Here is a 19,291-nt window from a genome sequence, read left to right on the forward strand (position 1 = left end):
TATCGGTCGCTCACCGATTAAAATCTAAAATAAAGGAATGGATTGTATGAACTATAGACTAGGTATGCAACTGATAATAAGAAAAGAATCATCAGTATTCCCGCTCCTGCTATATATCTTTCGCGGGAAATTCTGTTGAACTCCTCAATAACCCTAGGCGTACTGCAAACTGCACTTATTATAATTATTATTATGCTTGTTCTTAAAAGGTACAGTGTTGTGCTATCAGCAAACCCATTAGCACCTATTCCAAACATAACCCCTAGATATTTTAGTGCCGATAAGCCCGGTCTCGAGAAGAATACCCAGCTTATAATTACTATCACAAGCGTATATATATGCCTCAGTCCATCGTTCCATTTCTCAATATATTCCCCAATCAAATACTTTTCTACTACTAGTATAATTCCGAAATAAGTACCCCAGAAAACAAAATTCCATGCCGCACCATGCCATAAGCCTGTTAGCGACCAGACTATGAGCAGATTCAAAATATGCCTTTTTTTGCTAACCCTATTACCTCCGAGGGGGATGTATACATATTCCCTAAACCAAGTGCTCAAGGACATATGCCAGCGACGCCAAAATTCCGTAACAGATTTTGATATGTATGGATAGTTAAAGTTTTCGAGAAATTCAAATCCAAACATTCTTCCAAGTCCAATAGCCATGTCTGAATATCCGCTGAAATCAAAATAAATCTGGAAGGTGTAGGCGATAATTCCAATCCAATATGTCATCACGGTAACCTTGCTATGTGGCATGGATGTTACGACATCATAAAGTGCCCCAAGATTATTGGCAAGGATTACCTTCTTAGACAAACCAAATATAAACCTGGAGGCCCCTTCTCCGAATTTCTGCTGGGTGCATTCCCTTGAATCAAGTTGCGTAGCTACATCTCTATATTTAACTATGGGTCCTGCTATAAGCTGTGGAAATAATGAAAGATATAAGCCGAACTTTAATACATTTTTCTGTGCTCCCACCGTTCCCTTGTAAACATCAAATACATATGAAAGTGCTTGGAATGTGTAAAAAGAAATTCCAATCGGAAGTGCAAGTGCCGTGTACTTTATATGCGTTCTAAATACAAAATTGATTGTCTCCATTAGGAAGCCAAAGTATTTGAAAAAGCCCATTATAAAGAGGTTTATGATTATGGTAAAAACGAGCTCCTTCTTTGCACTTAATTCCTTGCTTTTAGTCCTTTCAATCACAAGAGACATATACCAGTTAAACGCGATGCTGAAAATCATAAGAGCTACATAAACAGGCTCACCCCAGCTGTAAAAAATCAAGCTGGCTACGAGAAGAACCCCATTCCTTACCCTCATCTTTTTAGCAGGTATCATGAAATATATTGCGAGTAAAATAGGTAAAAAGGTAAATATAAAGAAGATAGTGCTAAATAGCATCCTTGAACACCTCCTCATACTTATCCTTATAAGCATTGGTGCAGTAGAATATGTACGAACCTTTTTTCATGACTATGGAGTCCTTCAAAAGCTTAACCTGCTTTGGTCCATAGCTATCAAATAAATCTATCTGCGACGACACTCTATTTTCTACCGCCGTCTGGACAGAGGTTAGCTTCCCTCGATTTTTGACCTTTACTATGAGCAATTCCTCAACGCCGAGTGCTTCCTTGCTTTTATAATATATGTACTCATCAACCATAGACTGCTCAATTCCCATGAATTGCTTAAGCTGCCTGGCGGTGCATTTTTCCATCTCCTGAATGTCGGTTTTTTTAATCAACTCTTCTTCTATATCATCAAGCGGAACATCTTTTGCACTAGCTCCTGCATATATAAATGCCATAAATGAGATGAGTAGCATGACAAAAAGCACCTCAATATATCTGGTGCTCTTCTCGCTTTCTATAATTTTTTTGAGTGAATTAATTAATTTATTAAATATTTCCATAAGTTTGAATTATAAACCTGCTGCCTCCGCCATCATATTTAGCCACAATGGATAGTAAGACGCATCTGCATGAATACCATCTGGAGCGTACTTTTCAGGATGCTCTGGCAAAATCTTAGATATGTCTATATATGTGAGCTTTTTATCCTTGCACATCTTGCTAATCGCCTCGTTAAACTCCGCATATTTGGCAATAGATGCGTTGTCCTTTATGGCATCCTCTCTTGGAGTAGAAATACTGCAAATATAAATCTTTGTCTTTGGCGAATCCTTGTGAAGCATATCTATTAGCTCGGAATATCTATTTATAAAAGCCTTTGCATCGCCCCTGTAATTACCCATGTCATTCATTCCAAACGCAAGGAAAACATTCTTAGGCCTTGCCGATGAAGCTTTTTTAAACATATCATCACCATATATGATCGAGGCTCCTATCTTGCTTACTACCTGATCCCCAGACAAATAGCCGTAGAGCGGTAGTCCCTCGGTCAGCGAATCTCCAACTACTATAGAATTTGCAAATTTTCTCTTAAATCTCGCCTTAACCGTTTCAGCGACTTTGGTATTATTTGATTGTTCCATAGCATCAAGCTGTGCCTGAACTGCATCAACTGTAGCTGATGCAACAATTCTATTTAATGATTTCGCATTTTCTTTCATATCAGCCTTGCTAAGGTCATCTGTTGCCTTATTGGTCTTAAAAAGATTAAATATAAAAACAAGTGCAATTAGGAGAATTGCTCCATAAAACCCCTTGCGAATTATCTCTTTCTTATTATCAATAAATGCCTTTTTATATTTTTCAAAAATTTCTGACAAGTCAATCTTCCTCTTCATTTTTGCTTTTTTACAATAAAAAATACACCCAATACTACAAGGGTGCATTTATTTTATATAATTTGAGCTAAAAAGTAAAGTTGTTAAATCCTCATAAGGAGATTATCTGCATATTCCTTGCAAGTCGCCCCATCTCTAAGCCCTGTCATCTTTTCACCCATCGCCTTATCTGTTTCATATATAGCATTTTCAAGCTCTTTTGCCTTTTCTCCATATCCAATATGTTCGAGCATCATGACGCTTGCCCTGAGTAGTGATGACGGATTAGCCTTATCCGAAAGCCCGTCAAGAACCATTCTAGGAGCACTTCCATGTATAGCTTCAAAAATAGCATAGCTAGTTCCTATGTTTGAACTTCCCGCTGTGCCAACGCCTCCCTGTATCTCTGCCGCCTCGTCAGTAATAATATCTCCATATAGATTAGGAAGAATAATAACTTCAAAGTTTTTCCTCATATCCTCATTTATAAGATTTGCTGCCATAATATCTACAAACCAGCTGTCCACCTGAATTTCTGGATATTCTGAAGCCACCTCTTTACAAATCCTAAGAAAATCTCCATCTGTTTTTTTCATTATATTCGCCTTGGTCACCACGGAGACCTTTTCCTTCCCATTTTTTCGTGCATATTCAAAGGCTGATCTTGCTATACGCCTCGTGCCCTCGTAGCTTGTAACTTTAAAATCGAGAGAAAACTTATCTCCTATCCTTATTCCACTGCTCCCTAGAGCATATTCGCCCTCGGTATTTTCTCTAAAAAAAGTCCAATCTATTCCAAGCGACGGAATTTTTACAGGTCTAATGTTAGCAAATAGGTCAAACTCTTTTCTGAGAAAAACATTTGCACTCTCAAGATTTGTCATCCTATTATCGCTAGACGGAGTTGTAGTAGGCCCCTTCAAAAGCACACCGCATTTTCTCATCTCACTTAAAACTTCAGGAGGAACCGTTTTGCCTTTGGACAATCTATTTTCAAGTGTTAGTCCCCGAATATCTTTAAGCTTGATTTTTCCCTCGCTTATTTCACCAGCGAGAAGCTTTCTAAGCACCCTACCTACCTCTGACATTATAACCGGCCCTATTCCGTCTCCAGCTATCAATCCTATCAGAATCTCCTTTCCCCTTTCAGAAATTCTCTCAGGCTTTTCGCTTATAGCTTTCATCTCCTCGCATCTTTCAATCTGTTCTCTTAGTATATCTTCAAACTGCCTAAGTGCTTCTTTTATATCTGTTTCGATATTTATATCTTTATTCATATCTTTTTCTATATCTTTTTCGATATCCTTTTCGATTTTCTCTTTCATATTTTTATCCGTTTTATATCCATATTTAAATTTATGTTTTTTATTAATATTTGCTTTTATTTGCTTTTATTTTTTCCTCTAGGCATCTTTATTAACAGTATACTTGAGCAGTCCTCCAGCGAGCAGTATCTCTTTCTGTCTTTTGCTAATTTCCATCCTAGTCAAAAGTTCCCATTCACTGCCATCATCGCTCACTACCTTTATAAATACTTTGTCATTTTCAAGAGAATTATGTATGCCATAAATTGCTAGGACATCTCCTTGTTTAACTCTATCGTAATCATCAGAATTATTAAAAATTAGCGGAAGTATGCCGGCATTTATGAGGTTTGCCATATGTATCCTCGCAAAGCTCTTTGCTATGACAGCCTTTATTCCAAGATAAAGTGGAACTAAAGCTGCGTGCTCTCTTGATGAGCCCTGCCCATAATTTGAGCCACCGACTATTATCCCTTTCCCTGCTTCTTTAGCTCTATTTGCAAAATTTTCATCTATGACCTCAAAGCAAAACTCAGACATTTTTGGAATGTTTGAGCGATAAGGAAGTACCTTCCCTCCCGCAGGCATTATATGGTCTGTCGTTATATTGTCACCAGTTTTTAAAATGACTTCTGCCTTGATTTCATCAGGAAGCGGATATGTGTTTGGAAATGGCTTTATATTTGGTCCCCTTATAACCTCAGCTTTTTCTGCCTCATCTAAAGATAGCGGTCTTATAATTCCATTATCATTTATTTTGTACTCCTTAGGCAGTTCTATCTTTGAAATATCAACATCAAGGCTTCTTGGATCTGTAATCTCTCCTCTAAGTGCTGACGCCGCTGCTGTTTCAGGGCTTACAAGGTATACCTCGGCATCTTTTGTTCCAGACCTTCCAAGAAAATTTCTATTAAATGTCCTCAAGCTCACACCCTTAGAATTAGGTGAAAATCCCATGCCAATACATGGCCCGCAAGCACATTCTAGAATCCTTGCACCAGCCTCAATTATATCTCCTAGTGCTCCGCTATCAGAAAGCATTGAAAGAACCTGCCTTGACCCCGGTGAAATTCCAAGGCTCACCGAATCTGATATTGTATTTCCTCTCAAGATAGCTGCCGTTTTCATCATGTCAAGTAGAGATGAGTTAGTGCATGAGCCGATTGAAATTTGGTCTACCTTTTTGCCCGCTAGCTCGCTGACTTTTTTTACATTATCTGGGCTGCTTGGACAAGCTAAGAGTGGTTCAAGTGTGCTTAAATTTATCTCATATACCTCATCATAGGTTGCATCATCGTCGCTATCTATATATCTATGAACTTCTTCTCGCTTTTGAGCTCTTAGAAATTCCTTTGTAATATCATCTGACGGAAAAATCGAAGTCGTTGCACCGAGTTCAGCTCCCATATTTGTTATTGTGCACCTTTCAGGGACGCTAAGCGTTTTGACTCCCTCCCCGCTGTATTCGAGTATGGAGCCGACCCCGCCTTTAACTCCTAAAATTCTTAGAACTTCCAATATAATATCCTTTGCTGTAACAAAGGGTCTTAGACTTCCTATCAGATTTATCTTTATAATCTTTGGCATCTTTATATAATATGCTCCTCCGCCCATGGCAACGGCAACATCCATGCCTCCTGCACCCATCGCAAGCATAGAAAGTCCTCCGCCTGTAGGTGTGTGCGAATCTGAGCCGATCAAAGTTTTACCGGGAGCTCCAAATCTCTCATAATGAACCTGATGACATATCCCATTGCCCGGCCTAGAATAATAAATTCCATGTTTTCTTGCGACTGTCTGTATATACCTGTGGTCATCGGAATTTCTAAAACCCGACTGGAGCATATTGTGGTCTATGTATGCAACAGATAATTCTGTCTTTACCCTTTTTATCCCCATGGACTCAAGTTCAAGATATGCCATTGTTCCTGTCGCGTCCTGAGTGAGAGTTTGGTCTATTCTTAGCCCTATCTCCTCTCCCCTTATCATCTCTCCAGATATGAGATGTTCTTTTATTATTTTCTCAGCAATCGTTTTTCCCATCTATTTTCACTCTTTCTATAATCTCTTTTTTACTTATTTACTTTTAGCTTTTGCAAGCTATTTTTAACTATTTTATAAGCTCTCAATAATTCCCATTTATAAGCCATTTTTCAAACTCTGTCGCCTATTCGCCTGTATATGTTTCAAAGAATGAATTGACCAGAAGATTTATCTCTTCACTTCCAATTCCAGATACTCTGCCATCTTCATATTCCTTATCTACCCAATCTTTTATATATTTGACAAGCGGGCTTGTTTTGCTAACCTTTCTTCCGTCTTTTAGCCCATATTTATTATTGATATAGACTGCTATTCCGGCATTGCCTGAATTTTGATTGATTGCGACCAGCGGAGGTCTATTTAGAAATTTATCTGTATCGAAGATATTGTATATCTCCTCATCTTTGAGCAATCCGTCTGCGTGAATACCAGCCCTTGTTACATTGAAATTTTCTCCAACAAAAGGCATATGCTCAGGAAGCTTATATCCAATCTTTTTTTCATAATAATCTTTAAGTTCCGTTATTACGGTAGTGTCCATTCCATCAAGAGTCCCTCTTAGCTGTGCATATTCAAACACCATGGCTTCAAGAGGAACATTCCCTGTCCTCTCTCCAATTCCAAAGACCGTCGTATTCACTGCCGAAGCACCATATAACCAAGCACTAGCAGCATTAGGAACGGCCTTATAAAAATCATTATGTCCATGCCACTCGAGCATCTCACTTGGTACCTCTGCATAATGCTGAAGTCCATATAAAATCCCCGGAACGCTCCTAGGCATCGCAACTCCATTATATGGAACGCCGTATCCGAGGGTATCGCAAGCTCTAAATTTTACAGGCATATTAGCCTCAACTGAGAGCTTACGAATTGCATTAACAAAAGGCACTACAAAACCATAAAAATCTGAGCGAGTTATGTCTTCCAGATGACATCTTGGAACAACTCCCGCTTCAAATGCACTATTTATCACAGATAGATAGTGATTCATAGCCTCTCTTCTGCTCATTCCGAGCTTATTAAAAATATGATAGTCAGAGCAACTTACTAAAATTCCCGTTTCCTTAATTCCTAGGTCAGCTACAAGCTTGAAATCTTCGGCTTTAGCTCTAATCCATGTCGTAATTTCAGGAAATTCATATCCAAGCTCCTTGCACCTTTCGATCGCTTCCCTGTCTCTCTTGCTATATGCAAAAAACTCAGTCTGTCTTATGAGCCCCTTAGGTCCGCCAAGCCTATTTAACATCTTATATATATCTACAATCTGCTCAACTGTATAAGGCTCTCTCGACTGCTGTCCATCTCTGAATGTCGTATCGGTTATCCATATCTCCTCTGGCATATTAATCGGAGTCCTTCTAAAGTTAAAACATACTTTTGGAATTTCGGTGTATTCAAAAAATTCTCTTAGAAGGTTAGGCTGCTTAACATCTTGCAGTTCATAATTATAAGGATCTTTTTCAAGCAGATTAGAATGTCTATTTATGCTAACTTCCGTCGGTGTATTACTCATAGCTCTTCCTCCTATTTTGTATACAAGTATTCTAATGTGCAACATTACTTATGTCAAGTTTTTTTTAGTATAAAAACTGCAAAATCTTAAAAAGCTTAATGAAAAATCACAAAATTAAAAAGAGCACTGGCAGGTATAAATATGCCAATGCTCCTCTTGATGCCAAGGCTCAAGCTATCAAAAAGACAGCTCTTTATATAAACCACTCCGGTTCTCTTTTTTTCTTTGTAAAAATCTCATATGCAAGCTTTGATGCTGAGTACATAGGACCGCTAAAACCTCTTGCGTCTTGTTCGCACGCATTAATGCAAGCCGTGCAAGCTATACATTTTTTTATATCGAGATTTGACGGGTCATTCTTATCTATCGCCTCCATCGGGCAAATCTCTATGCACTTACCGCAGCCAATACAAAGTGAGTTCGTCGATGGGTGAAGTGGAATTTTCACAGGCTTGCGATGAGGCTTTGACCCTTTGATATTAAGGGGTGCAGGCTTTGTCCTCATCTCATCAATAATTGTACCGGACAGTCTTTTTATCTTATTTGCACTAACCCTAGCAAATTCTATGATTTTCTCAATATCTTCTCTATATGGTTTGCCAATCCCAGGGGAACCGAATATGGCATTATCCATAGCAAATGCCGCAGCACTCATAACATTAAATCCGGCTTCCTCTGCAAGATTGTACATCTCAAAGAGCGAGTCTCCATATGTATTATTGCCATAAGTGACAAGTATTACCGCAAAAGCTCCATTTCCGCGAATTTTCTTAAGCGAATTTATGCAGGGAGCGAGAAGTCTGCCTGAAGCCGATGGCACGCCGATGACTACGACTGTTTCAGAATCAAACTCATTAGAATAATCCCCGAGCATATCTTCATAGTCACAATTAATCTCTTCTATTGAAATATCTTCTATATTATCTTTTATAACCTTGGATATTTTTTTTGTTAACTTTGCCGCTTCGCCAGACGGGCTGAAATACATACCGGCAACAGATTTAATCATGTCCTTGCCTCCTAAACATAAGTGCATTTTAGCACAGCCTTGACATGGATTATCGTATAATCTGTGAAGAAACAATGATAAATTAGATATTGATTATATTTCTTACTATTCCAAAAATTAGTAGAAGTGCCAGATAGAGGTAGAGCAATATCGTATTCCACCTTGGTAGATTTTCGCTTTTTTCTTTTTTTACATATGCGTATATTAGCTCAAGAGCAAGGAAGGGTGCTGTTATGAAAAGAAATGGGTTTGCTATAAATGCTCCCCTAAAATTTAACAATGAAAGCCTCATTATCATGGTGGTTATTCCGCAGCCTGGGCATTTTAGACCGGTAATGAGCCTAAATATACATGGTATGCAAAGTCCTGTAGTTCTAATCCAGACATAATAACAGAATCCAAAAAATAGCAACGCAAGAACTTTCCCTGCGTTGCTTGATTTTTCGTTGCTTATTTTTTTGTAAGCTATTTGATTTTCAACTTCATTAAATTTATCTTTTAGCAATTTTAATTATTGTTATTATAAATTTGTATTTTAGTAATTTTAGTTATTATTCCTGTTGCTACTTAATCCATTAAGTGCGTCCTGCATAAAACAGAAATTTACTATGTCCAGCCCAAATATGGATAGTATCAGATATAAAATATTTGAATTTCCATTTGATGTATCGTCGATAATGTCGATCTTTTCGCCCATCTTATATGACCAATACACTTGGTAAATCCCGCATGTAACAAGGCTAAGAAGAAATACTATACCGCCTGAAAATGCTTTATAATCTTCGGATGCCTGATTTACCTCATCATTTAACATTATCATCCAGTAAATGCCGTAGATTCCGCAGGTTACTATAGACAAAATGACACATAATGCGAGATTTCTATTTGGAATACCCTGAATATTTTTCTTACTCGCATTGCTATTTTCAGATTTTTCTGCGAGAAGCTCAAGCTCCCTTTTCGCTGATGCCTCCTTTTGCTCCGCCTCTTTTCTTTCTATTTCTTTTTGTTCAATGCTATCTTCTTTTTCCGCCTTAGCATTTTCTTCTAAGTCTTTTGCCTTGTCTTTATCAAGCAAAGCTCCGCATTTGTGGCAGAATATGGCATCATTTCTACACTCTGCACTGCATTTTGGGCATTTTTTCATATATTTATTCCTTTTCTTCCTTCATCTGTTTGTATTCTTTTTCGGTCATGATGTCGCTTACCTTCATATTGACAGATGTTACATTTAGGCCGGTCATCTCCTTAACCTTTTCTCTAATCGTATCCTTTACCTTTGAGAAAATTCGAGGTGCACTCTGTCCATATTCAAGGATAGCCTTAATGTCTACTATTACATTCTTTTCATCAATTTCTACGCTTACTCCCTGAGTGTTTGTATCAGTGCTTGATGAAAATGCTTCGGTAATTCCTGCAAAAATTCCGCCTTTAAGCTCTAGAACTCCTTTAATATCTCTTGCAGCGATTGCAGCAATCTTTTCAATTACATAGTCGTCAAAAGTGAGAGTATCCCTATGCTTTTCTGCTTCCTTTTCTTCCTTTATCTCCTCTACCTTTTCCTGAATTGAATCGGTCGCTTTTTCAATAATATTCTTTTCTTTTTCTTCAGTCTTCTTCTCTTCTACCTTCTTTTCCTCTGTCTTATTATTAGCCATCATTTTCCTCCTTTATAATCTAATATTATCCTTTTATAATTAATATAATTATAAAATAATTAAAAACATATTTTTATCGCCTGCTCATTTCCATCTTTAAGTTAAATCATTTAAGCGATTTTGAAATCTTCTTTAGCAATTTGTATACCCATAGTTTTTTGTCCTTATACTGCCCATATACAAAACCTATGCCTGTCAGCAGTATTATTAGTACTACAGGCCAAAATCCCAGATTTATAAAACAAATTGACAATACCAATCCTAAGGCTCCAAATTTAACAGTGTTTGGCTCTTTTTCATATATTTCTCTAAGAAAAGATTCCGCTTTTTCTGATTTTGATTCTATTCCATCTGATTTGCTTTCAGCTCTTTCTGATTTTTTTACTGTTTCCTTAGAGTCAATGGAAGCTTTCTTTTGCTTTGTTTTATTTGATGTTTCTTTGCTAGCCATATAAACCTCCCTTACTCAATTGATATTGAATTTGTTTTTGCATCTATGCTATTAGAATCTTTTTTCTTATTATCGATAGTTATATGCACATCTGCAATTTCTCTTCCGACAAAATTATTTATATCTTCTCTTAGCTTATCCTTGACCCTAGCTGAAAACTCAGATAGATCCATTTCTTCGTAAACCTCAGCACTGGCTTTTGCAGTAATTCTCTCATTATTACTTCCCAGAATTTTGCAAACTACATCAATATTTTTTAGCTCTTTAAAATTCATAAGCGATCTTTTCGCATAAGCCTCAATTGCATCATCTGTCAGGACTACCTTTCCGTCCTGATCTGCAATCGTCAGCGTAGCACGCGATGTTTTCCTTGCGAGGGTAGCTACAAATAAAATTATTGCTCCGATTATAAGTATTGCACTTGTTATAGATATTACATAAAAGCCATACTCATGGATAGAAAATTCAAGCAATTTCTCCTGTGCAGGTTTCATATCAAATCCCCAAGGAGCACCTCCCTCAAGAGCGAGGAATGTAAATATTGCCATTATTATTATGAGCAATGAAAAGATAATCCTTATTGTTTTTACGAATCTTGACAAGGCTGACACCTCCTAACAATCTCAAGAATCTTTAATTATTTCCATGAATATTATAGCATTTTTGTGAATTAATATCAATTTACGAGCTGTTTGTGAGCAATTTTCGAGCAGTTTACGAGCAATTACTAGCAGTTTCGAACAGTTTACGAATTTGTACATTTATATATATTCATGGATTTTTCAAGCTAATTTACCACGCTAAAATACCTGCTTCTAATTTGATTCTATTTTAATTATTTATCTCATTTGAATCCTCAAGCTTTACGCTTGCTACAATGTCCTTATTATTTCTCTTAACCTTTATTTTTACCGTGTCTCCGACCTTGTGTTCTTGTATCTTCATTATAAAAGTGTTTGCCGAAGTAATCTCTTCTCCGTCCAGTCCTACTATCTTATCGCCCGATTTAAGCCCTGATTTTTTCGCATTACTACCTATTACATCTTTGATATATACTCCTCCTGAATCGACTCCCGCCTTATCTATCTCTTCATCTGAAATGTCAAAGATGCTTATTCCAACAGCGGGCCTACCTGTCACATGACCGTGCTCAATCAGATCATCAATTATCTTACCCACCTTGTCGATAGGAAGGGCAAAGCCAAGTCCTTCTACACCTATTCCCGAAGCCTTAGAATCAACTATTCCAATTAGCTCACCTTTGCTATTAAAAAGTCCTCCGCCCGAATTGCCCGGATTTATCGCAGCATCTGTTTGAAGAAGCGAGAGCGACATACCCTCAACCTGAATTTTTCTATCTAAAGCACTTATTATACCTTGCGTAGCCGTGCCCCCTAGCTTTCCGAGAGGATTTCCAATCGCAACAGCCAAATCTCCTACCGACAGCTCCTTGCTCTTTCCAATCGTTACCGCTTTCAAATTTTTCGCATCGATTTTTAGAACTGCTATATCATTTCTCTCATCGCTTCCAATTAGCTCTGCCGGATAAGTTGAGCCATCGTGAAGTCTTACATTAATTGAGGTCGCCCCGTCAATTACATGATGATTTGTTGCGATATATCCATCCTTATTAACAATTACGCCACTACCTGCTCCCTCTGAATTGGTCGTCCCAAACAAGGAATGTGATTGCATCGATGTGTTTATCTCAACAACAGAGTTCTTATTCGCTTCAACTATCTTTGAGATGGTCAGCTTGCTTCCTGTCACCTTTTCGAGACTTGCATCGTTTAAATTCTTATAGCCCTTGCTATCATTTATACGGTAGGCAAAAGTCGCGACTACCGCTCCTATAATCGCAGCCAAAATTATCCCGAATATAAGCGTCGTCAAAAAAGCTCTCCTGCTAACGCCATTTGAATTGTTTTCGTTTTCGTAATTCATAAATACCTCTCATGCCTAAAATATTATTGTACCACTATTATTATGCAGAGAATTTAATCATTTTTTTGTATTATTTGTGTTTTTAATATGTTTCTTGGGACTATGAAATGGATACAATTACACGATACAAATAAAAATGCACCCACCTTTACATGTATATATAACTTGTAAAATATTACTCCTCTATTTTAAAGCAAAAAAATCTTAAAGAAAAGTGACTAAAACATTTAATCGTAAAAGCCAATATTATTTAATGGGTCATTAATTTGAGAATTTTGGCTAATGTAATCTATATTGTCTAGAGTGTAGTCTTCTAATTGCTAGTTGAAGGTAGTGAAATCTGGGTCAACTGTTCTCCTCCTGCATCAATAGACGGATTCCCGGTTGTTGGATGTAAACTTCAGTTGTTTTTGGTTCGCACTAGATGACATTTTTGACATTCTAGATAGTGGGGAAATGATTGTAGAAAAGGATTGGATTGGGGGCAGATGAAACGGCGCTGCAAAGATATCAAAAGAAACATCCCTTAAAAGGTACGCAAAATAGCGCCATTGCTAAGATGTCGGGCCTGTCTGATCAGCAAATTGAGGCGAGGATAGCTTTTGCGGAGGCGCTTGCGGAGATTGTGCAGTATCAAGACGAGATTATGACTAGAGAAGCTTTTCCGAAAAAAGAGCAGCGACTACCGGCAGCGCCGCTCTTAGCGGAGCTAGGCTTAAAATTAGAGCAGCGACGTAGTTTCGCTAATATGGCGAGGTGCATGGAGCTACCAGTGAAATATGAATACAGCTTAGCTTAGATTCTAGGTCCATGAAAAAGCCACCATTATATCATAATGGTGGCGAGACTTTAATGAGAAATCAGGTAGTCTATAATTCCCAATACGAATTCTTCATTTGAAGCTTCATATACAGAGAAATCTTCATTAATGCAGCCCGAGCCTGCTTCAGAATAATTATCTTCGGTCCCTAAGCTAATGCCGATATATCTACCGACAACTTTAATGGTTTTTTGGTCACGCGAAATAGCATCGTATGAAGCCTCATCTTTGAATATGTAAATTTGATCATATGAGTTGGCGTCGTCAATTTCGCCTTGTATTGCGCTAATAACGAAATATTTTAGCCCGTTTTCATCTAACTTTTGTGTGATTGTATCGGATAACTGAGGTTTGCTGGCTACGAAAGCTATAATATCGCCATCAGTTGAGGTACCTTGATAGCAGCCATAAATAGTGCCTGGTTCGGCGTCTGGATCGTCCACGGTGCTATTGTAGATAGACTGATAGAAGATGTCGCCATCCTCGTTAGTCTCAGGGAAAGTGAGCTCGCTAGGATTATCTGGGTCGGTGGAGATGCTAGCATGTGAACCGCCACCTGAACTGCCACTGCCGCAAGCAGTCATAACTACAACTAAACTAAAACAAGCAATAACTAACAGTACTTTCTTAAATCTATATTTCTTCATAATATCCCCTCCTTTGAAGCCGATTATGCTCAGAAATCTTGTAAGGTGCGCTATAATTAGTTGCTAATAATTATGTCACAATTATAGACTTATGGCAATCACAACCACCAGCTTAGTTGATGGTTTGTTTTGCCCCTATAAGGGGCTGTTACCTACAAGCATCTCAAGGTGCATGAAACGGTTCGCCTTCCGCTCCACTTATTTCACTTGTGCCGTTTTTCCTTCTTTCAATTTCAGCTTGTATATAATCAAACTGTTCTGGTTGGATAATAGCTTTATGATGCTCCTCAACATAATACTTTGGTATCTCGCCTTTGTTTTCTTTTACAGTCTTCTGCAGAAAATCTGATGTATATTGTTTTTGCCATATGGCATCACCTTTATATTTTTCGTTTGTTAGTATTGATCTAATAGTTGATATATGCCATTTATCCTTACCAAGAAAATGCTTAAATCCTACACTACCCTTTCCTTTAGCAAATTGTTTTCTTCTGCCCCATGTAGTGTTTTCTGATATGCTTCTACTTTCCTCTTTTAGCAAGTGAACTCATTATTGTTATAAGTAAGCTTTCTAACAGTCTGAAGAGAATCCACTGTGTTTCTTGCAAACCTACTGACTGGTTCTGTGATTCATAGCTTATTGCTTGTTCTTCTCTATCAGCAGATACTCTAGCATATCCAGCGGTTTTCCTTTTTTAGTATTTATTATAGGTTCAAGGCTTATTCTATTTATTGTAGCAGGTATTGTCGTCACTTTTCTTGATTTTATTATAAAAAACTGCCCTAATGCTTTTTACAAAAGAGCAGCCTTTTAATTTATATTTTATTTGCTGAACTTAGGTATTACCGTTCCCTGATACTTTTCTTCAATAAAGGTTTTTACCTTGTCACTGTGAAGTGCTTTTACTAGAACCTCTATTTTCTTTGCATCTTTATCGCCCTTGTTTACCGCAATTATATTGGCATATTTAAGAGCTGCTTCCGAATCGCTTGACTCACCTGCAATTCTATCATCTGCCTTGAGATTTGCTCCGAGTGCAAAATTGCCATTTATTACACCTAGTGCAACATCAGGAAGAGTTTTAGGAATTATCGCAGCATCTATCTCTTCTATTTCAATATTCTTTGGATTTGATACTATATCTTTCTTTGTTGCCTCAAGTCCAGCTCCCTCTTTAAGCTTAATTATTCCATTAGACTCAAGAAGAAGTAATGCTCTTGCTTCATTTGTAGTGTCATTAGGAACTGCAATCTTATCTCCGCTAGCGAGTTCATCAAAGGACTTTTTCTTTCCCTTGTATACTCCGAGTGATTCAAAATGTTCTAGCCCTGCAACTTCGATTTCTGTCTTATTCTTTTTATTGTAATCGATGAGATATGGCTCATGCTGGAAGAAATTCGCGTCGAGGTCCCCGTCAGCGAGTGCCTGATTTGGTTTTACATAATCTTCAAATTCCTTAATCTCGAGCATATATCCCTCTTTTTCAATTTCCTCCCTAGCTACTTCAAGGATTTCTGCGTGAGGCGTCGGCGATGCTCCGACTACTATTTTCTTATCATTTTTTTCAGTCTTTCCGCAACCTGTAAGTGCAAGAGCTCCGATTAGCAAAGCTCCTATTACAACAATTCCAGCTAAATTTCTCTTTTTCATTTTCTTTTCCCCCTTAAATGTTTTGTTAATTATCCTTTTGTCCTTAAATTCTATTGTCCAATTTTTTTGAGATATAATTTCCTATCGACTGCAAGAGCTGAACTAGCAAAATCAATATGACTACAGTTATCCACATTGTCTTTGAATCGTACCTATATAAGCCATATTTGATAGCTATATCGCCTAGTCCCCCGCCACCTACGACACCTGCCATCGCCGAATAGCCGAGAATGGTGATTGTAGATACCGCTGTTCCTATTAATAGCGACGGCCTTGCTTCTAGCAACATCACCTTGATTACTATCTGCATATTGCTCGCTCCCATTGACTGTGCAGCCTCGATTACGCCCTTATCCACTTCTCTCAGCTCCGATTCCACAAGCCTTGCGACGAACGGCACTGCTGAGGCAACGAGCACAGCTACAGTCGCCGAAGTTCCTATTCCCGTTCCTATTATTATTCTCACATAAGGCATTAGTGCTATCATGAGAATTAGGAATGGAACCGACCTTACTATATTTACAATAAAGCCCATAACCTTGTTATATGTATGGTGCGGGCTTATGCCGTCTGGTGCGGTTACTACCAGAGAAACGCCTATCGGAAGTCCGAAAAGATATGCTATCGCCGTCGCTCCAACTGTCATATAAAGCGTATCGAGTATCCCTTGAATTAGCATCTGTCCCATTATCTTCCCTCCTTTCCATACATATTTCTATCCTCATCTTCTTCCAAATCATTCGATTCTAAAGAGTTCGCTTCTCCCTCTTCAAGTTCTATAAATGTGACCTTATTTTCCCTGAGATATTCTTTCTGCTTTCTTGCAATCTCTTCATCTTCTGAAAGCCCTATAACCATCTGACCTTTTTGATTTTCTCCAACGCTCTCCATCCTCGCATATAAGATGTTAACAGGGGCCTTTAACTCTATAATCATATTCGCAATTACCGGCTCATAGGCTCTATTGTCATCAAATGCCAACCTAACTCGATTCTTCACCGATGTTCTCATATGTAAATCCGGCTCGTCTTCTTTTTGGAAAAATAGCCTTCTTCCGGCAGCTGACTTTGGCTTTTTAAAAACAGCTTCTACAGTTCCCGTCTCCGCAATTTCTCCTTTTTCTATTATTGCGACCTTATTGCAAATCTGCCTAACAACTTCCATCTCATGCGTTATAACTATTATAGTTATTTTATAATCTCTATTTATCTTTTTTAAAAGCCTTAGAATCGACTTCGTTGTATCTGGGTCAAGTGCCGATGTCGCCTCATCGCAGAGAAGAACTTTTGGATTTGTTGAAAGTGCTCTCGCTATTGCAACTCTTTGTTTCTGCCCGCCGGAGAGCTGTGATGGATAGGAGTAAATTCTGTCCTCAAGGTCTACCAGCTTTAATAATTCTTTTGCTTTTTCCTCTGCATTTTTCTTTGAAATGCCTGCTATTTCAAGCGGAAATGAAACATTCCTTAGAACATTTTTCTGCATAAGCAGGTTAAACTGCTGAAAAATCATGGCTATATTTCTTCTCTTTTTATTAAGCTCTTTCTTGTTCCTATCCGTTAACTCCTCTCCATCAAATACGACCTTTCCCTCAGTCGGTATCTCAAGCAAGTTCATACATCTTACAAGGGTGCTTTTGCCTGCTCCAGACAATCCTATAATTCCATAAATATCTCCCTCTTCAATTTCTAGGTTAATGTCAGTTATTGCGTTGACCTTTCCCGCTCTTGTATTAAATTCCTTGCTAACGCCCTTTAACGAAATAATGCTCAATGTTCTCCTCCTAATTGCAAATTATATGTTATTTATTTTGACTTCCCTTGCTTACTAAATTGTATTAAATATTTTGATTGGATATTTATATTTCGTTTTTGCTTTTATAATCTCTTATAATCTCTCATAATTCTTGTTCATAAGCCATTTTTGAAGTCATGCTCGATATGCCTTTATTAAAATAAAAAAGCGGGTCTCTAACGACCCGCTTCACATTTCTCTTACCATGCTATAAGCATAACACGATAATTTAATAGCTATTATCCACAGATTCTGTTAGATTAATTACCTATTTAAGTTGGCGGCTGCTCATGCACATACCCATCATATTCATTTCCATCATCTCGATGTTGATATTATATTTATTTAGCATGATAGCCTGCCTCCTTTCTTTGTAACTAATCTCTTTGTTTTAATTATCCTGTATGTGAAATATACCAATCTTTTTCATCTATGTCAATATGTTTTTGTAATTTTTTACAATATTTTTATTTATTTCTATTTGCTATAATATATGAGTGTAATTTCAAGCATAGACTTGCACCGGTAGCTCAGGGGATAGAGTAGCACACTCCGAATGTGTTGGTCGTGAGTTCAAATCTCACTCGGTGCACCACTAATTTTAAGCTTCTTGGAGGTAGTTAATGATCAAAGAAATAATAAATGGAGAAAAGACCCTTTCGGTTACAGCATCAGACCTGCTATTTGCACTTGCGATTGTCGTAAGATCCTCAGCTCTATTGTTCAGTTCGATAGCTATGAGAGGCCTTGAACCATTTAATATTCTTGCAGTAAGATTTCTTCTCGCCTTTGCCATACTTCTTATATTGTTTAGAAAACGCTTCCTGAATATAAATAAGAAAACTTTTTACCGCGGGCTTGCAGTCGGTCTTTCATTTTTCTCCTGCATGGCTTTTGAAATGTTTGCTCTTAAATACTCTCCATCATCAAAGGTTGCTTTTCTTGAAAATTTGGCGATGGTTTTTGTTCCTCTTATCGATGCTTTTTTGCTAAGATGTCTGCCAAAGGCTTCTGCCATACTAAGTGCAATCGTCGCTCTCTTTGGCGTTGCTCTTTTAACATTGGGTGAAAGCGGGCAGATGACTTTATCAAAGGGTGAAATACTTGCAATTCTTGCAGCCTTTGGTTTTGCAGTAACAATTATAATCACAGACCGAGTATCAAAGAATGGCGATAGTTTTATGATAGGTGTAATTCAGGTTGGCGTTATAGGTTTTGCAAGCTTAGCCTGCTCGCTAATATTTGAGTCCTCTAAGCTTCCTTCTTCAGGCAGCCAGTGGGGTGCGATTATCTATCTTGCTATAGTTGCGACCTGCGTAGGTTTCGTTATACAGCCCGTTGCTCAGAGTGGCACAACTTCTTCTCATACAGGCTTAATATCTTCATTAAATCCTGTGGTTGCGGCCCTGCTCGGTGCAATCTTCCTTGGGGAAAGATTTGGAACAAAGGGTATAATTGGGGCTTTTCTCATTCTATTTGCAATTTTAATGCAGAATTATCTTGAAAAAATTTCTCTAAAAAAATCATTATCTAAATAAATTAAATAATGATTTTAATTAACTATTTTAAATTGCGATTTTAGATTATAATCGTGGATTATGATTTTGGGTTGCGATTTTAGATTATGCTTTTAAATTGCGATTTATTATAATTTGCTAAATTATAATTACGCAATTTTGCACCCTTAATTTTCATTTTTTTAAATTATAATC

The 19,291-nt window shown here is 37.7% G+C and carries 20 protein-coding genes and 1 tRNA gene; 3 read left to right on the forward strand and 18 right to left on the reverse strand.

Going from position 1 to position 19,291, the window contains the following annotated elements:
* Positions 1 to 17: 17 nt before the first annotated feature.
* The 13 genes from BQ5371_RS02225 to BQ5371_RS02285 all read right to left on the reverse strand — a co-directional run bounded on the left by BQ5371_RS02225 (position 18) and on the right by BQ5371_RS02285 (position 12,670).
* Entirely contained in the window at positions 18 to 1,418 is a 1,401-nt protein-coding gene (locus BQ5371_RS02225; RefSeq protein WP_071132325.1) for an MBOAT family O-acyltransferase, read from the reverse strand.
* Positions 1,408 to 1,929 carry a DUF4358 domain-containing protein gene (locus BQ5371_RS02230; RefSeq protein WP_071132326.1) on the reverse strand — a complete coding sequence of 174 codons (522 nt, stop codon included), beginning with the start codon at positions 1,927 to 1,929 and terminating at the stop codon, positions 1,408 to 1,410. The genes BQ5371_RS02225 and BQ5371_RS02230 overlap by 11 nt, the downstream gene beginning before the upstream one ends.
* A 9-nt stretch (positions 1,930 to 1,938) precedes the next feature.
* Positions 1,939 to 2,748 (reverse strand): GDSL-type esterase/lipase family protein, encoded by an 810-nt coding sequence (locus BQ5371_RS02235; protein ID WP_071132327.1) that lies wholly within the window; start codon positions 2,746 to 2,748, stop codon positions 1,939 to 1,941.
* Between the two features lie 101 nt (positions 2,749 to 2,849).
* A complete protein-coding gene (locus BQ5371_RS02240) occupies positions 2,850 to 4,070 on the reverse strand; it encodes an isocitrate/isopropylmalate family dehydrogenase (protein WP_235821169.1) in 1,221 nt (406 codons plus the stop codon).
* Between the two features lie 78 nt (positions 4,071 to 4,148).
* Complete coding sequence (locus BQ5371_RS02245; RefSeq protein WP_071132328.1) at positions 4,149 to 6,092, reverse strand: aconitate hydratase; 1,944 nt, start codon at positions 6,090 to 6,092, stop codon at positions 4,149 to 4,151.
* Positions 6,093 to 6,216: 124 nt separating this feature from the next.
* The gene (locus tag BQ5371_RS02250) at positions 6,217 to 7,608 is read right to left on the reverse strand and encodes a beta/alpha barrel domain-containing protein (RefSeq protein ID WP_071132329.1); all 1,392 of its coding nucleotides are present in this window, start codon (positions 7,606 to 7,608) and stop codon (positions 6,217 to 6,219) included.
* Between the two features lie 193 nt (positions 7,609 to 7,801).
* Entirely contained in the window at positions 7,802 to 8,617 is an 816-nt protein-coding gene (locus BQ5371_RS02255; RefSeq protein WP_071132330.1) for a 4Fe-4S binding protein, read from the reverse strand.
* Positions 8,618 to 8,699: 82 nt separating this feature from the next.
* A complete protein-coding gene (locus BQ5371_RS02260; protein ID WP_083377390.1) occupies positions 8,700 to 9,122 on the reverse strand; it encodes a DUF2752 domain-containing protein in 423 nt (140 codons plus the stop codon).
* A gap of 39 nt (positions 9,123 to 9,161) precedes the next feature.
* Positions 9,162 to 9,764 carry a DUF4234 domain-containing protein gene (locus BQ5371_RS02265; RefSeq protein ID WP_071132331.1) on the reverse strand — a complete coding sequence of 201 codons (603 nt, stop codon included), beginning with the start codon at positions 9,762 to 9,764 and terminating at the stop codon, positions 9,162 to 9,164.
* A 4-nt stretch (positions 9,765 to 9,768) separates the two neighbouring features.
* Positions 9,769 to 10,275 (reverse strand): Asp23/Gls24 family envelope stress response protein, encoded by a 507-nt coding sequence (locus BQ5371_RS02270; RefSeq protein ID WP_071132332.1) that lies wholly within the window; start codon positions 10,273 to 10,275, stop codon positions 9,769 to 9,771.
* Between the two features lie 106 nt (positions 10,276 to 10,381).
* Entirely contained in the window at positions 10,382 to 10,726 is a 345-nt protein-coding gene (locus BQ5371_RS06820; protein WP_083377391.1) for a DUF2273 domain-containing protein, read from the reverse strand.
* 11 nt (positions 10,727 to 10,737) lie between these two features.
* A complete protein-coding gene (gene amaP, locus BQ5371_RS02280; protein ID WP_071132333.1) occupies positions 10,738 to 11,328 on the reverse strand; it encodes an alkaline shock response membrane anchor protein AmaP in 591 nt (196 codons plus the stop codon).
* Positions 11,329 to 11,557: 229 nt separating this feature from the next.
* Entirely contained in the window at positions 11,558 to 12,670 is a 1,113-nt protein-coding gene (locus BQ5371_RS02285; protein ID WP_071132334.1) for a S1C family serine protease, read from the reverse strand.
* Between the two features lie 478 nt (positions 12,671 to 13,148).
* On the opposite strand from BQ5371_RS02285, the gene BQ5371_RS02290 reads away from it, so the two are divergent.
* Positions 13,149 to 13,469, forward strand: coding sequence for a hypothetical protein (locus BQ5371_RS02290; protein ID WP_071132335.1), 321 nt, complete (start codon positions 13,149 to 13,151; stop codon positions 13,467 to 13,469).
* Between the two features lie 50 nt (positions 13,470 to 13,519).
* Here BQ5371_RS02290 and BQ5371_RS02295 read toward each other — a convergent pair whose 3' ends face one another.
* The 5 genes from BQ5371_RS02295 to BQ5371_RS02315 form a co-directional block, all read right to left on the reverse strand.
* Positions 13,520 to 14,137: a hypothetical protein gene (locus BQ5371_RS02295; RefSeq protein WP_071132336.1), complete on the reverse strand. Its 618-nt coding sequence runs from the start codon at positions 14,135 to 14,137 to the stop codon at positions 13,520 to 13,522.
* Between the two features lie 163 nt (positions 14,138 to 14,300).
* Complete coding sequence (locus BQ5371_RS07130; RefSeq protein ID WP_071132337.1) at positions 14,301 to 14,678, reverse strand: recombinase family protein; 378 nt, start codon at positions 14,676 to 14,678, stop codon at positions 14,301 to 14,303.
* A 282-nt stretch (positions 14,679 to 14,960) separates the two neighbouring features.
* A complete protein-coding gene (locus tag BQ5371_RS02305; protein WP_071132338.1) occupies positions 14,961 to 15,788 on the reverse strand; it encodes a MetQ/NlpA family ABC transporter substrate-binding protein in 828 nt (275 codons plus the stop codon).
* A gap of 43 nt (positions 15,789 to 15,831) precedes the next feature.
* Positions 15,832 to 16,476, reverse strand: a complete 645-nt coding sequence (locus tag BQ5371_RS02310) for a methionine ABC transporter permease (protein WP_071132339.1) — start codon at positions 16,474 to 16,476, stop codon at positions 15,832 to 15,834.
* A complete protein-coding gene (locus BQ5371_RS02315; RefSeq protein WP_071132340.1) occupies positions 16,476 to 17,558 on the reverse strand; it encodes a methionine ABC transporter ATP-binding protein in 1,083 nt (360 codons plus the stop codon). Before BQ5371_RS02315 ends, BQ5371_RS02310 begins: the two co-directional genes overlap by 1 nt.
* 540 nt (positions 17,559 to 18,098) lie before the next feature.
* On the opposite strand from BQ5371_RS02315, the gene BQ5371_RS02320 reads away from it, so the two are divergent.
* Positions 18,099 to 18,174 (forward strand) — tRNA-Arg (locus BQ5371_RS02320).
* Positions 18,175 to 18,202: 28 nt separating this feature from the next.
* Positions 18,203 to 19,117, forward strand: coding sequence for a DMT family transporter (locus BQ5371_RS02325; RefSeq protein ID WP_071132341.1), 915 nt, complete (start codon positions 18,203 to 18,205; stop codon positions 19,115 to 19,117).
* Positions 19,118 to 19,291: the final 174 nt, after the last annotated feature.

It is taken from the genome of Alterileibacterium massiliense, assembly GCF_900104645.1.
Classification (GTDB): Bacteria; Bacillota; Clostridia; order Peptostreptococcales; family Anaerovoracaceae; genus Alterileibacterium; species Alterileibacterium massiliense.

Coding starts and splice junctions, on each gene's coding strand:
- BQ5371_RS06820 (WP_083377391.1), bottom strand. CDS start 10,726: ATGGCTAGCAAAGAAACATCAAATAAAACAAAGCAAAAGAAAGCTTCC.
- BQ5371_RS02305 (WP_071132338.1), bottom strand. CDS start 15,788: ATGAAAAAGAGAAATTTAGCTGGAATTGTTGTAATAGGAGCTTTGCTA.
- BQ5371_RS02245 (WP_071132328.1), bottom strand. CDS start 6,092: ATGGGAAAAACGATTGCTGAGAAAATAATAAAAGAACATCTCATATCT.
- BQ5371_RS02310 (WP_071132339.1), bottom strand. CDS start 16,476: ATGGGACAGATGCTAATTCAAGGGATACTCGATACGCTTTATATGACA.
- BQ5371_RS02325 (WP_071132341.1), top strand. CDS start 18,203: ATGATCAAAGAAATAATAAATGGAGAAAAGACCCTTTCGGTTACAGCA.
- BQ5371_RS02255 (WP_071132330.1), bottom strand. CDS start 8,617: ATGATTAAATCTGTTGCCGGTATGTATTTCAGCCCGTCTGGCGAAGCG.
- BQ5371_RS02285 (WP_071132334.1), bottom strand. CDS start 12,670: ATGAATTACGAAAACGAAAACAATTCAAATGGCGTTAGCAGGAGAGCT.
- BQ5371_RS02225 (WP_071132325.1), bottom strand. CDS start 1,418: ATGCTATTTAGCACTATCTTCTTTATATTTACCTTTTTACCTATTTTA.
- BQ5371_RS02270 (WP_071132332.1), bottom strand. CDS start 10,275: ATGGCTAATAATAAGACAGAGGAAAAGAAGGTAGAAGAGAAGAAGACT.
- BQ5371_RS02265 (WP_071132331.1), bottom strand. CDS start 9,764: ATGAAAAAATGCCCAAAATGCAGTGCAGAGTGTAGAAATGATGCCATA.
- BQ5371_RS02295 (WP_071132336.1), bottom strand. CDS start 14,137: ATGAAGAAATATAGATTTAAGAAAGTACTGTTAGTTATTGCTTGTTTT.
- BQ5371_RS02240 (WP_235821169.1), bottom strand. CDS start 4,070: ATGAAAGAGAAAATCGAAAAGGATATCGAAAAAGATATAGAAAAAGAT.
- BQ5371_RS02250 (WP_071132329.1), bottom strand. CDS start 7,608: ATGAGTAATACACCGACGGAAGTTAGCATAAATAGACATTCTAATCTG.
- BQ5371_RS02230 (WP_071132326.1), bottom strand. CDS start 1,929: ATGGAAATATTTAATAAATTAATTAATTCACTCAAAAAAATTATAGAA.